The following is a 14,394-nucleotide window of genomic DNA, read 5'->3' on the forward strand; positions in this document are numbered from 1 at the left end:
TGATTATTAATTTAGAGTGTTTTTCTAAAAACAAATGTACAGAGAAACCGCAAAAACAAATAGGATTAAATGGTAAGTTTATAGGTCAATATCGACAAAACGCTACCCTCATACCTCTTTTTCACCTATTTTATTCACACTTATTTCGATGTCCTTTTACAAAGAGAAAAAATAAAACTGTAAATTTATCCCCAAAATTTAGCCTATGAATCTGCAAGTAGAACAACTGCATCCGCTGGTCCTGAATGTAGGGCTGGCCATCCACAATGCCGACTGGAACTGGAAAAACGTCAACAGCCCGTTTACCCGTCTATATTATGTCACGAAAGGTACTGCCCAGATAGAACTTCCTGACGGAATACACACCTTATATCCCAATCATATGTACTTTGTCCCGGCATTTACCGTGCATACCAACATCTGCCATTCACATTTCGTCCATTATTACTTGCATATTTATGAGGACCATTACTCGGAAAATGACTGGCTGGAACGCTGGGAATTTCCAATAGAGATAGAAGCCGGTCCACTCGATCTGCCCCTTTTCCAGCGCTTATGTGAAATCAATCCGCACATGATGCTGCCAAAATCCGACCCTACCACCTACGACAACAATCCAACCCTGATGCAGAACCTGCTCAAGAATCGGCAGAGAGCATTCTGCGACAAAGTAGAATCAAGAGGCATTGTACTGCAACTGCTGTCGCATTTCCTGAAACACGCCCAGCCCAAGGTAGCCATGGAAGACAACCGGATTGCCAAAAGTATCCTATATATCCGCAAACACCTCGACAAGCCCATCGAATTGGAAAAACTGGCTGAAATAGCCTGCTTGTCGAAAGACCATTTTATCCGGCTATTCAAGAAAGAACTGGGAACGACTCCCCTGCAATATATAAACCAAAAGAAAATAGAAAAAGCTCAACTGCTCCTGATTACAGAAGACCTGGCAGTCAAGGAAATTGCTTTCCAGCTAGCATTCGAGGATTATTCTTATTTCAACCGCCTGTTCAAAAAAATAACCGGCGTAACTCCTCAAGAGTATCGCCGGTTATATTAACGTAGAACTAAAAATTAATTGTAACCTTCATTCTGTTTCAGATTCTTATTCACATTCCTTTCACTCTGGGGAATTGGGAAATAACGATTGTGAGCGGCCCATGTACGAGTTTCAAACTGATAGTACATATTCTCGTCTACCGGTGAAGCAGCAGAGCCACTTCCTCGATAATTGGGTGCAGAAGGATCATCAGACAATTTCACACCCGTAAACGTGTGGTTCAATTCTTGTTCAGCGATACCCCAACGGAGCACGTCAAAATAGCGGAATCCCTCAAATGCAAGTTCCACCCGTCTTTCCTTACGCACCGCTTTACGTACATCTTCCTGAGTAGGCAAATCTGCTTTCTGGTAACCTGGCAGACTGACACGATTACGAATGTCATTGATGGTCAAATCAAGAACAGACTGGTCTACTTCACCCGGTGCCACTTCATTCAACGCCTCCAAATAGCTCAACAAGACTTCCGCATAACGCATAATCGGAGTGTAGGTCGGGGTCGAAGCGATATTGTTAGTAATTGAAGGATCACAACCTTTTTTCGGACAATACCCATTAAACAAAGCGTAACGGTTATAACTATCCGCAGTGTTAGGTCCCAAAAAACAATTATAAGTGATATCATTATAAGTTGTACCCGGATAAGATCCTACCGGAGGAAGAAATATGGAAGCATATAGTCTTATCTCCCGATTTACATATGGATCATTCTCATCATATACAGCCGATGTTTCAATACCCTTTCCATCTGTACAGAAATATTCTTTCACCAGTTCATTATAAGGAGCAAACTGATGCCAGCCACCATACGCACATTCCGGATACAAATATTGATAACGTGAGTTGGTATATTTATCTGCAATACCCATGATGCAGAAGATAGTTTCAGGACTATATTCGCCTCCTATTTGGAATAACTTTTCATAACTTTCTTCTCCATTCCGGCGATCCAACTCATAGTCTCCCGAAATAATCACCTCATGCAAGATATTTGCCGCATCTCTCCAACGATCCTGCGCCAGATACAAACGGGATAGCAGCACTTTTGCGGCAGCATTGGTCAAACGTCCATAATCCTCTGCATCATAACTGTCTGGCAGTAACTGGACAGCCTCCTTCAAATCGGTTTCTACCTGTGCATACACATCAGCTTGCGCTGTCTGAGTAATCGTATTCGCTTCTTCCACACTCAATGGGGCAAGTGGCATAGGTACGTCTTTAAAATAAAACGCCAAATTAAAGAAGAAATAAGCTCGCAAAGTCTTGACCTCAGCAATCCATTTTTCTTTAGTATCTTCATCCATCGGACATTTTTCTACGTTAGCCAGGAAATTATTATATTTTGCAATCTGGATATAGGCATTTTTCCAATACCACTCAATATTTCCATTAGTAGCCAACGTATTGGAGCTAGCCATCAAAGTTGTAAAATTTTCTTTTTCCGTACCATTGCCCCCGGCAAAATCCAGATACAATAATCCTTGAGGGGTAGCAAAATCATCGTGTGACCATCCGGTTTGAAACCGATAACAACCTACCAATGCTAAATATGCATCATTCTCACCGGTCCAGAATGTGCTTTCTGAAATAGCAGAAGGAGGGTTTTTCTCCAATAAATCCGAACAACTCACAAGTGTTCCTGACAAAGCCAATGTATAAATGGACAATTTGGCTATATGTAATATATTTAATAATGGTTTCATATACAATAGATTTAAAATAATTAGAACTTGAAGTTAAAGCCAAATGAATAAATCGCTGTAATCGGATAGTAAGAAGGAGAGTCTCCTGTACCAATCTCATTTTCAGGATCCCACCCCTGATAGAAACTGTTAAAGCTAAACAGATTCTGTCCACTTACATACACACGCAGCTTTTCTATACCTATTTTCTTCGTCCATGCCTGCGGTAACGTATAACCAAGTTGCAGATTCTTCAAACGTAAGAAACTTGCATTACGGACCCAATAATCAGATGTCTGCAGATTCGGGTTATTCATATTCAAGGTTTCCAAACGCGGATATTCTGCCCATTTATCAGGATTTGCTTCCGTCCAACAGTTTTCAGCCTGCCATCTTTGAATCTGTCCACCGTTATAGAACGCATAAGCCATATAAGAACCTATCTGACGTTGGTAACCTCCCAGTCCTTGGAACAAAGCAGAAAAGTCAAATCCCTTATAAGATGCGGAAAGATTCAAGCCGTAATAGAATTTAGGAGTCGTGCTTCCCAACACCGTACGGTCGTATTCAGCATCTACCTTGCCGTCGGGTACACCGTCGGGACCACTAATGTCCTTATAACGAACATAACCTGGTTTTAAATCGCTTTTTCCCACTAACTGTTCAGGCGCAGCGTCAATTTCTGCCTGATCTACAAACAAACCTTCTGTTTGATATCCATAAATAATACCTATTGGCTGTCCTACAATACGATTGTTGTTGATTTCCTCTGTAGCCCCATTGGCCAGTTCTTCTACTGCATTCTTCACCCATGTGAAATTAGGTGCAATACTAAACCGGAAGTCTTTTCCAATATGCCCATTATAACTTAAGTTAACTTCAATACCCTTATTGGATACGGCTCCTACATTTGATTCTCCTACACTTTGCCCGATAATACCTGCAACTTCCACCGGAGCAAGAATATCAGAAGTATATTTATAGAAATATTCAATGCTTCCGCTAAATGCATTATTAAACAAGCCAAAATCAAGTCCCACATTAGTGATTGCCGTTTTCTCCCAAGTAATTTCAGGGTTACGATAAGTAGAAACATACGTACCCGGAACTAAAGTCGCCGGATTACCTAACGGATAATTATGTCCTAAATCATATGTCTGCTGATAAGGGTATACACCGATATTCTGATTACCCAAGACACCATAAGAAGCACGCAGTTTCAAATTGTTGAATACTTCACCTATACGGGCATTTCTCCAGAAATCTTCTTCTGAAATTCTCCATCCGACAGATACGGAAGGGAAAATACCCCAACGGTTATCTTTCGCGAAACGAGAAGAACCATCATAACGCAAGTTTGCTTCCAACAAATAACGATCTTTAAATGCATAATTTACACGGCCAAAGAAAGAAACCAGCGCATATTCTTCCAAGGAACTGTTATTGGTTGCAGTAGAAGCATCTCCCGCACCCAGTTCATACAATGAATTATTAGGGAATGTATTGCGGTATCCCTCCAAACCTTTGTTAGACGTCTGTTCCACAGAAGTACCGGCTAGCACCTTAAAATCATGGCTGCCAAAGGTTCTTTCGTAATTAACCAATGCCTCTAAAATTGTATTTGTATTATTTGACGTCCATATATTTAATGTAGAAGGACCGATGGTCTTGTTTTCATCAAAATAAGTTTCGGCACGATAACTTTTGTCGTATTTCGTATAATATGTCACACCTGCTTTTCCTGTCAATGACAAACCCTTTATCGGTGTCTCCCACCTCAACTGTCCTGACGCACTGATATTGCGGCTGATATTCTGTACAAACGACTCACTGGCCAACCATGCTTCCGGGCTATAGTTATCCTGATATCCGAAAGAGCCATCGGATTTTTGTCCTGCATAAATAGGAGCTTCACGTACTGCATACCCAATAATACCGTCAATACTTGTCGGCTCTCCATTAGGCGCATTGTATTTATTATTATACGCATTGATGTTCAAACTTAAAGAAACCGATTTTCCCAACTGGCTTTTCAAAGAAAACAAAGCAGTCATTCGCTCATTGGAGGTCTTAGCTGTAAGTCCTTCCTGGTTTCTGTATCCGATAGACAAATTATAACTGGTAGTCGCATTTCCACCCTGAATACTGACATTGTGCTGATGCTGAAAACCTGAGCCACTTTCCAAAAGCCATTTCAAGTGATTCACATTAGGATAATTGTCTGGGTCCGAGCCATCTCTATATTTCTGGATTTGTTCTGTAGTATAAGCATCTTGTTTCCCCATATTCTGCATAGCCATATTATAATACTGTGCATACTCCCATGAAGGAAGGAAATCAGGAAGTTCTGTAGCTCTTTGCCAACCAAATGAGTTATTATAAGTAACTACCGTTTTTCCTTGTGCTCCCTTCTTGGTCTCAATCAAGATTACTCCATTGGCAGCCCGATTACCATAGATAGAAGCTGAAGCTGCATCCTTTAGGAAAGAAATACTTTGGATATCATTAGGGTCCACATCATCCAGATTACCAGACAATCCATCAATCAATACCAACGGATCGGTTCCCGCACTAGAGAAAGTACCTGTTCCACGAATTTTTACATTAGCACCAGTACCCGGACGTCCAGAATTTTGTACTACACTTAAACCCGGTGCTAATCCCGCAATAGCCTGCGCCGTACTCATGACAGGCTTGTTCATCAGGTCATCACTTGTGACAGCAGATACGGCTCCAGTCAGATTTACCTTCTTCTGTGTACCATAACCGACTACCACCACTTCATCCAACACTTCTGTATCCTCTTTCAAAACAATCCGCATCAGCTTCCCTGATACTGCTGGTACCTCTTGAGAATCATATCCTACATATGTGATTCGTAAAACATCCCCTGGATTAGCCGATAACGCAAAATTACCATCCAAGTCACTCACAGTCCCATTACTTGTATTTTTCACTAAAATACTAACCCCGATTAAAGGTTCTCCGTTAGTGTCTGTAATGTGACCTTTCACATTGTTTGTCCCTTGTCCCCATGTCACGGAACTCACACAGCAAGCAAAGAGCAATACAAACACTCTCAAGGCTTGCCACATTTGCTTAATAGAATTGTGTTTCATCTTTTTTAGATTTAAATTGTACATTGCAAAGTTAACTAACCGTATATCCATAATATAGGATTAAATAAACTTTCAATAACACAAAATCGATATATAAAGACAATTCACAACTAATTATAGGACTATATCGATATATATTTAACTATATCGGTACATACAAATCACAAAATCCATCCTTCTCTTATTGTCGTTTTACATCTATCTCTTCAGTAAACTCCATATTTTTATTGGTAACGTAAACCCACTCTATTCTACCTCCACTGTCATTACAAACCCGCCTCGCGGAAGGCAATTTATCTGCATAGTCTTATCTGAACCCGAAAGTTTACTAATCTGGAACTGATTGCTCTTCTGGCCATCGGCATACAAGGTAACTCCTTTGATTTTTTCGTGGATAAAACCTAAATCCACGGTAAGAGGCATGGATTCGTTGGTTCCGTTCAGTCCGCCAATATACCAACAATTTCCGTTCTTCCGGGCCATAATCACATGGTGGGAAGGATAACCGTCAAGCAATTTTGTGTCTTCCCATACCGTAGGCAGAGAAGAAATGAACGAACGTACCTCAGCCGGTTGAGCATGATATCCTTCCGGACGGTCGGCCAAGTGCTGCAACGCAGATTCAAAGACTACCAGCAAGGCTAGTTCATGACCGTTGGAAGTGATATGCGGATGCTGGGAATCAGTGAAAGTACAAGGAGTATAATCCATCGGCCCTATCACATTCCGGGTAAAGGGCAACGTACAGTTATGCCATGCAGCACTATCCGTCAGCACCTCCTTATTATTATACCATTCTGCTCCGTACACTGCTTCAACCGACATCATGTGAGGATACGTACGCTGCCAACCACGAGGAATTGTCGCTCCGTGAAAATTCACCATCAGATGATATTTGGTCGCATCTTCTAAGATATCGATAAAATAGTTCATCACCGACACACTGTCACGGGTAAAGAAATCCACCTTGATACCCTTCACTCCAGCCGATTCAAGCCAAGCGAATTCTTTCTGCCGTACTTCTGGCTTGTTCAGACGGTACAAAGGACCATACAGACACCATTCTGTAGAAGAATTGTACCACAACAAAGGTGAAACGTGTTTCTCTTTCGCATAGCGCAAGGCATCTTCCACATTGCCTCCATTTGCCATTTCATCCCATTCCGCATCAATCAGCATGTAAGGCAGATGAAAATCGGCCGCAAAATCAATGTATTTTTTCACAATCTGATAATCGTTGGAACCGTGGTTATAAGCCCAGTAAATCCAGGAAACGACTCCCGGTTTAATCCAGGACACATCCGTCAGGCGACAAGGCTCACTGACATCCGTAATCAAAGTAGATTCCACCACATCGGCCAATGAACCGATGATAGCTACACGCCAAGGAGAGCACCATCTGCCGGAAACCTTCGTCGGTTGCGACATTTCCACTTGATAGGCAGACTCGCCGGAGGCATTGTTCAGCCAGGAGCCACAATTCCCTCGCATGATATTGGCCTCTGATAAAAGGGTAAAAACAGCATCCGAGACTTCAAACAAAGCCGGAAATCCCCATTGGTTCTTGGAATAATCAGCCACACGACCTTTATTCTTCAAGTAGAAATCTTCATACGACTGACTCAACTTCTGAGTCCAGCGGGTAATGCCGTCCTGAAACTGGAAAGTCGTTTTTTCTCCGGCAATACTCATTTCTTCCTTCAATTCAGGAAACACATACCGAAAGGCAATACCGTCATCATACACCCGAAATTCCAAATCAAGTCGTACGTTTTGGGCGTTCTTGAAATGAAACACTTGCTGGTTTCCCTGATTCGTGCAATGACGGCGCTTGCCTGTCACCATCGTGTAATCCTCCTTCAACGGAACCACAGGAGAGGAATCCATATAAACAAACTCAGCATCCGCCTGTGAGAAACAAAGTCCCACATTATTAATATGTACCACCGGAATGGTTTCATTTCCTTTCTTATAAGATACCTTAAAACCATCTACAGAAGGGGTCGCGCTCACCACAATCTTTCCGTTAGGGGAACTCCATTCATCACTCGCTTTTCCAGACACACCGATTAAAAACATGCATACCAAACACACGTATGCTTTCCATTGATTAAATTTTCTTAGGCTATACATCATCTTTGTTTTAACTTATCTGCAAAATTATCCGTTCTTCCTTAAAATGAATTGTATAAAATTGTTTTATATAGGACAATATCGATTTACAATCAGAAGCAAGCTTTATTTATCGACTCCCTCTCTTCACATGAATCCTCCAGAGGGCAATATCCCAACCGTTTTTTTCAATATTAACAAAACAGGACAATATGAAACAGAGCTTGATAAAGAGCGGATAACAATATAATTTTATATAAAACTTCCCCTAAAAGAGAGGAATCGAAGAAAAACTTTCTACTTTTGCAACTTGTAATTAAAAGAACTCATTTGCAGATGAAAATAAAGTTTTTGCCATTGGTTGTAGCACTCTTTGCCGCAACATCCATAATGACATCGTGTTTGAACAATGATGTGGAACAAATTACCTATACTTCCGAAACCAGTATCACGGGGTTTTCACTGGGGACATTGAACATTGACCGCATCGGTAAAGACCAAAATGGACAGGACAGTGCATACGTAGATACCCTCGACTGTTCCAAGTATCCATTCACCATCAACCAAATGACAAGAGAAATAGAGAATAAAGACTCACTGCCGTATGGCACTCATATAGACAAGGTTATCACCAATGTCATTTACGATACAGGCATTTTATTTTATAGACCCAAAGGAGCCACAGAAGATACATTATGGGTATCTACCGACTCTATTGACTTCACGGATTGTCAAAAGACTCCTGTAGAATTCAAAGTACTTGCTTACAGTGGCGCAAAGGGACAAGCCTACAAAGTAAAGGTCAATGTGCACCAGCAAATTCCTGATACCCTTGCCTGGAAACAATTCAGCAATGCATTCAGTAACGGCACACTGAGCGAACAAAAAGCAGTTTATGCCAACGGGAAAGTGTATGTCTTCGGGAAAAACGGCAACAATTCGCATGTTGAATACACCAATGTATCGAATGACAATCCGACTTCCTGGACTCCGGTAACAACTGATGTACCTGAAAATATCGACACGTATTCAGCTACTGCATGGGCTGGGAACATTTATTTCTTAGCAGGAACAAGCAGCAAACAGCTTTACAAACTCAACGCAGAGGATGAGACAGTGACCTTGGAAGGTACAGAAACCTTCGATATGCTGATTGCAGGGAATGACATCAAAGAGGAACTGTATGCAGTAAAAGACGGGAAAAGCGGTATATATAAAGCTGGCACATGGAAAACGGATGACAATGCATTCGTACAGTTCCAGACCGGGAAACCATTCTTTACCAATACGGTTACCGCATCTTACAACACCAATCTGACTACGACAGTAGCTCTCTGCTACAACCAGGGAACTACGGCCAACGATACGACAGCTCTTGTTTTTGGCCGTACGTCAGCCGACAACCAATGGGAAGAAAGAATGCAGAATCTGCCATTGCCGAACTTGCAGAATGTAACCATGATTTATTATGACGGGAAATTATATGCCTTCGGAGGTGCATGCAACCAGCCGAAAGTGGAAGCCTTCAGTCAGTTCTACTGTTCCATCGACAATGGACTCTGCTGGCAACCGGTGACCGAATGCATGGCATTCCCATCCGATTTCAATCATCTATACACCACACACCACGGCAATTATTCATGTGCCGTGACTCCCAAACTGGAAGGAGGAAACTCTAAAGGAAACTTTATTTGGATTGTATGGGAAAATGGGGATATCAACCGTGGACGCATCAACCGTCTGGGATTCGCCCCCAAATGGTAAATCCATCAACCTTGAAAATAAAAGACTATGCTATATAAAGACCAACTGGATAAAAACCGGATACCGACGCATATCGCCATCATCATGGACGGAAACGGACGCTGGGCCAAACAAAGGGGACAAGCCCGCACGTTCGGACATCAGGCGGGAGCAGAGACTGTGCATGTCATTGCGGAAGAAGCAGCACGCCTGGGAGTGAAATATCTGACTCTTTATACTTTCTCCACTGAAAACTGGAACCGACCAGTAGACGAAGTGGCTGCCTTGATGAGTCTGCTCATGGACTCCATCGAGGAAGAGACCTTCATGAAAAACAATATCAGCTTCCGGATAATCGGGGATACCGCGAAATTACCGGAAAATGTGCTTGCCCGCCTGAACCAGTGTATCGAACGTACATCACAAAATACAGGCATGTGTCTCACCTTGGCATTGAGTTATTCTTCCAAATGGGAAATCACGGAAGCGGTCAGGACCATTGCCCGCGAAGTGAAGGAAGGTAAACTCGCTCCAGAAGAAATTACAGACCAGACCATCGACCGATGCCTGGCCACTCATTATATGCCCGATCCAGACTTGTTGATCAGAACAGGCGGTGAAATCCGGCTCAGCAACTACCTGCTTTGGCAGTGTGCTTACACCGAACTGTATTTCTGCGACACTTTCTGGCCGGACTTCAAGGCCGAAGAGTTATGCAAGGCTATTTGTGACTTTCAAAAAAGAGAACGCCGATTCGGCAAAACCAGTGAACAAATTTAACAGAGAACAATGCAAAATCGTTTTTCACTTATCCTGCTGATTGCAGCTTGCCTCTCTTCTATTTCGGTTGGGGGACAGGCTCAAGACAATAATACTACAACGGAACCAAGCAACAAACCGGTTATCCTCTACAACGGAACGCCGAAGAAATATGAAATCGCCGACATCAAGGTCAGCGGTGTGAAGAACTATGAGGACTATGTCCTGATAGGCATCTCCGGTTTGGCTGTAGGGCAGACCATTACCGTGCCGGGCGACGACATTACTTCCGCCGTAAAAAGATACTGGCGACACGGTTTGTTCTCCGATGTGAAAATCGTAGCCGATAAGATTGTAGACAACAAGATTTACTTGTCCATCCAGCTGACACAGCGCCCGCGTATCACCGACATTGTGATTCACGGCGTGAAGAAGAGTGAACGCGAGGATTTGCAGGCCAAACTGGGTATGGCTAAGGGTACACAGGTAACCCCGAACCTGATTGACCGTGCCAAAATCCTGATTAAAAAGCATTTCGATGAGAAAGGGTTCAAGAACGCGGAAGTCAACATCATTGAGCGGGAAGACCCGGAAAACAAGGAGCAGGTATATGTGGATGTGAACATCGACAAGAAAGCCAAAGTCAAGGTACACCAGATTACCATCGACGGCAACGAGGTGCTCACCGACAAGAAGCTGAAGCGTGTGATGAAGAAGACCAACGAAAAAGGTAAGCTCATCAACTTGTTCCGTGCGAAGAAGTTCATCGAAGAACGCTACGAAGAAGATAAGCAGAAAATCATCGACAAATATAACGAGTTGGGGTATCGTGACGCACAGATTGTCACCGACAGCGTGTCACCTTACGACGACAAGACCGTAGATGTATACATGAAAATCTACGAAGGACAGAAATATTACCTCCGCGACATCACGTGGGTAGGTAATACGGTATATCCTTCCGACCTGTTGAACGAACAGCTCCGTATGAAACGCGGCGACGTGTACAACCAAAAACTGTTGAACGACCGTATTTCAAACGATGAAGATGCCATCGGTAACAACTACTACAACCGTGGATATGTGTTCTATCGTCTGGACCCCGTGGAAGTGAACATCGACGGTGACTCTATCGACTTGGAAATGCGTATCACCGAAGGTCCGCAGGCCAGCATCAGCCACGTGCGCATCAATGGTAATGACCGTCTGTACGAAAACATCGTACGACGTGAGTTGCGTACCCGCCCGGGCGACCTCTTCAGTAAGGAAGCCTTGGAACGTTCCTACCGTGAAATTGCGCAGATGGGACATTTCAACCCGGAAAACATCAAACCGGATGTACAGCCGAACTTCGAGGACGGTACAGTAGACATCAACTGGGGACTGGAATCCAAGGCGAACGACCAAGTGGAATTCTCCGCAGGTTGGGGACAGACCGGTATCATCGGTAAGTTGAGCTTGAAGTTCACGAACTTCTCGTTTGCCAACCTGTTCCGCAAAAACGACAATTACCGTGGTATCCTGCCGCAGGGTGACGGACAAACCCTGACCATCAGCGGACAGACCAACGGACGTTACTACCAGTCATACAGCGTGTCGTTCTTCGACCCGTGGTTTGGCGGCAAGCGGCCGAACTCCTTCTCTGTATCAGCCTTCTATTCTGTACAGACCGACGTGAGCGACCAGTACTACAACTCTGCCTACATGAACAACTACTACAACATGTTGAGCGGATACGGCTATTACGGAGGTTACGGAAACTACTACGACAACTACGGATCTTTCTCCGATCCCGACAAGTCTATCAAGATGTTCGGTGTTTCTGTAGGATGGGGTAAGCGTCTGCGCTGGCCGGATGACTACTTTACTTTGTCGGCCGAACTGTCTTACCAGCGGTTCATGCTGAAAGACTGGAGCTACCTCTACATCAAGTTGAACAACGGACAGTATATGAACACCGGTAACTGTAACAACCTGAGCTTAAACCTGACCCTGTCGCGTAACTCTTCGGACAACCCGATCTTCCCACGTTACGGTTCAGAATTCTCGGCTTCCTTGCAGATTACTCCGCCTTACTCTTTGTTCAGCAAGAAGGACTATTCTACTTACGGAAAAGACAACTACCACGATGCAGCCAGCATGTACAAGTGGATTGAATACCACAAGTGGAAATTCAAAGCCAAAACTTATACAGCCCTGATGGATATCCAGAAATGTCCGGTCCTCATGACCCGTACGGAATTCGGTATCCTCGGTCACTTCAACAAGTACAAACGTTCACCGTTTGAAACCTTCTACGTGGGAGGTGACGGTATGACGGGTTACAGCTACAACTACGCATCCGAAACCATTGCCCTCCGTGGATATGAAAACGGTTCACTGACCCCGTACGGAAGTGAAGGTTATGCTTACATCCGTCTGGGTGCCGAACTCCGTTACCCGCTGATGTTGGAGAACTCCACCAGTATCTATGCACTGGGCTTCGTGGAAGCCGGTAATGCCTGGAACAACGTGACCGACTTCAACCCCTTCAAGTTGAAACGTTCTGCCGGATTCGGTGTCCGTATCTTCCTGCCGATGATTGGTATGATGGGTATTGACTGGGCTTACGGTTTCGACAAGATTGACGGTTCAATGCAATACAGCGGAAGCCAGTTCCATTTTATCATCGGACAAGAATTCTAACATTTAAAAACCAAAGAATTATGAAGAGACTCGTTTTATCCGTTTTGCTGTTAGTGGCCGCCATCGGCATGGCCTCAGCACAGAAATTCGCACTGGTAGATATGGAGTACATCCTCAAGCAGATTCCTTCCTATCAACAGGCCAACCAACAGATGGAGTCACTGTCAAAGGAATGGCAAAGCCAGATTGAGGCCAAAGCCAATGAAGCTAAAAAGATGTATGAAGACTACCAGAAGACAGCAGGTACGCTGTCGGCTGCCCAAAAGACCAGTAAAGAAGAAGCTATCGTAGCCAAGGAAAAAGAGGCGGCAGAGCTCCGCAAGCAATATTTCGGACCGGAAGGCGAAATGATGAAGAAACGTCAGGAACTGATTGCTCCGATTCAGGATGCCATCTACAATGCGGTAAAGGACATTGCCACCCAGCGTGGATATGATGCCGTGATTGACCGTGCCTCAGCACAAAGCATGATTTTTGCCTCTCCACGCATCGATATCAGCAATGAGGTTCTTGCAAAACTGGGATATTCAAATTAATTTTATACATTTGCAACCGGGGATTATAAAGACCGTTTTTACAATGAATTAATTAATAACAAATAGAAACTTGAGATTATGTTGAAAAAAATTGCTTTTTTACTTTTGCTCATCGCGCCGATGAGTGTATTCGCACAGAAATTTGCGCATTTCAAATCAATGGATATCATCCCGGTAATGCCGGAATATGCAAAAGCACAGACTGACATCCAGACCATGAGTAAACAATACGAAGATGAAATCAAACGTGCTTCTGACGAATTCAACAAGAAATATGCAGAATACCAGCAGGAACAGAAGAACCTACCGCAGAACATTCAGGAACGCCGTCAGAAAGAATTGCAGGACCTGAGCGAAAAGGGTATGCAGTTCCAGCAGGATGCACAGCAGCAGTTGCAGAAAGCATACGCTGACATGATGGAACCTATCTACAAGAAACTGGAAGATGCCGTAAAAGCTGTAGGTAAAGCCGGTGCTTATACTTACGTGTTCGACCTGAACCGTACGGACATTCCTTACATCGATGAAACTCAGTCAAAAGATATTACCAACGAAATCAAGACCAAGTTGGGCATCAGCCTGACTGCCGTTCCGGCTACTCCGGCTGCCGCTCCTGCTGCTACTCCGGCTCAGTAAGCAAAGGTTCTTTGTCGTCTTGACTTCTCATGTCATTCAGAGAAAACGAGAAAGGTTTCTCT

At 43.6% G+C, this 14,394-nt stretch carries 9 protein-coding genes; 6 read left to right on the plus strand and 3 right to left on the minus strand.

The features are described from left to right. Positions 1-205: 205 nt before the first annotated feature. Positions 206-1,060 (plus strand): AraC family transcriptional regulator, encoded by an 855-nt coding sequence (locus H6A28_RS05575; RefSeq protein WP_204479269.1) that lies wholly within the window; start codon positions 206-208, stop codon positions 1,058-1,060. A gap of 14 nt (positions 1,061-1,074) precedes the next feature. Here the strand turns inward: H6A28_RS05575 and H6A28_RS05580 are convergent, their stop codons facing one another. The 3 genes from H6A28_RS05580 to H6A28_RS05590 all read right to left on the minus strand — a co-directional run bounded on the left by H6A28_RS05580 (position 1,075) and on the right by H6A28_RS05590 (position 7,994). Then, a complete protein-coding gene (locus H6A28_RS05580) occupies positions 1,075-2,763 on the minus strand; it encodes a RagB/SusD family nutrient uptake outer membrane protein (protein ID WP_204479271.1) in 1,689 nt (562 codons plus the stop codon). A gap of 20 nt (positions 2,764-2,783) precedes the next feature. After that, positions 2,784-5,861 carry a SusC/RagA family TonB-linked outer membrane protein gene (locus H6A28_RS05585; RefSeq protein ID WP_204479272.1) on the minus strand — a complete coding sequence of 1,026 codons (3,078 nt, stop codon included), beginning with the start codon at positions 5,859-5,861 and terminating at the stop codon, positions 2,784-2,786. 246 nt (positions 5,862-6,107) lie between these two features. Then, positions 6,108-7,994: a glycoside hydrolase family 97 protein gene (locus H6A28_RS05590; protein WP_430641267.1), complete on the minus strand. Its 1,887-nt coding sequence runs from the start codon at positions 7,992-7,994 to the stop codon at positions 6,108-6,110. Positions 7,995-8,309: 315 nt separating this feature from the next. Here H6A28_RS05590 and H6A28_RS05595 point away from each other — a divergent pair, with 315 nt between their 5' ends. From H6A28_RS05595 to H6A28_RS05615, 5 genes are all read left to right on the plus strand, one after another. Then, positions 8,310-9,737, plus strand: coding sequence for a DUF6242 domain-containing protein (locus H6A28_RS05595; protein WP_204479274.1), 1,428 nt, complete (start codon positions 8,310-8,312; stop codon positions 9,735-9,737). 27 nt (positions 9,738-9,764) lie between these two features. Beyond that, a complete protein-coding gene (locus H6A28_RS05600) occupies positions 9,765-10,496 on the plus strand; it encodes an isoprenyl transferase (RefSeq protein WP_204476105.1) in 732 nt (243 codons plus the stop codon). A 9-nt stretch (positions 10,497-10,505) separates the two neighbouring features. Next, positions 10,506-13,160 (plus strand): outer membrane protein assembly factor BamA, encoded by a 2,655-nt coding sequence (gene bamA, locus H6A28_RS05605; protein ID WP_204479276.1) that lies wholly within the window; start codon positions 10,506-10,508, stop codon positions 13,158-13,160. Between the two features lie 20 nt (positions 13,161-13,180). Then, on the plus strand, positions 13,181-13,696 hold the full coding sequence (locus tag H6A28_RS05610; RefSeq protein ID WP_204476107.1) for an OmpH family outer membrane protein: 516 nt from the start codon (positions 13,181-13,183) through the stop codon (positions 13,694-13,696). Positions 13,697-13,774: 78 nt separating this feature from the next. After that, positions 13,775-14,332 (plus strand): OmpH family outer membrane protein, encoded by a 558-nt coding sequence (locus H6A28_RS05615; RefSeq protein ID WP_204476108.1) that lies wholly within the window; start codon positions 13,775-13,777, stop codon positions 14,330-14,332. Positions 14,333-14,394 lie beyond the last annotated feature (62 nt).

Source organism: Bacteroides mediterraneensis (assembly GCF_016900355.1).
GTDB lineage: Bacteria > Bacteroidota > Bacteroidia > Bacteroidales > Bacteroidaceae > Phocaeicola.

Bases quoted from the DNA above. Each gene is read 5' to 3' on its own strand.
- H6A28_RS05575 (WP_204479269.1), top strand. From the start codon at position 206: ATGAATCTGCAAGTAGAACAACTGCATCCGCTGGTCCTGAATGTAGGG.
- H6A28_RS05580 (WP_204479271.1), bottom strand. From the start codon at position 2,763: ATGAAACCATTATTAAATATATTACATATAGCCAAATTGTCCATTTAT.
- H6A28_RS05585 (WP_204479272.1), bottom strand. From the start codon at position 5,861: ATGAAACACAATTCTATTAAGCAAATGTGGCAAGCCTTGAGAGTGTTT.
- H6A28_RS05590 (WP_430641267.1), bottom strand. From the start codon at position 7,994: ATGTATAGCCTAAGAAAATTTAATCAATGGAAAGCATACGTGTGTTTG.
- H6A28_RS05595 (WP_204479274.1), top strand. From the start codon at position 8,310: ATGAAAATAAAGTTTTTGCCATTGGTTGTAGCACTCTTTGCCGCAACA.
- H6A28_RS05600 (WP_204476105.1), top strand. From the start codon at position 9,765: ATGCTATATAAAGACCAACTGGATAAAAACCGGATACCGACGCATATC.
- bamA (WP_204479276.1), top strand. From the start codon at position 10,506: ATGCAAAATCGTTTTTCACTTATCCTGCTGATTGCAGCTTGCCTCTCT.
- H6A28_RS05610 (WP_204476107.1), top strand. From the start codon at position 13,181: ATGAAGAGACTCGTTTTATCCGTTTTGCTGTTAGTGGCCGCCATCGGC.
- H6A28_RS05615 (WP_204476108.1), top strand. From the start codon at position 13,775: ATGTTGAAAAAAATTGCTTTTTTACTTTTGCTCATCGCGCCGATGAGT.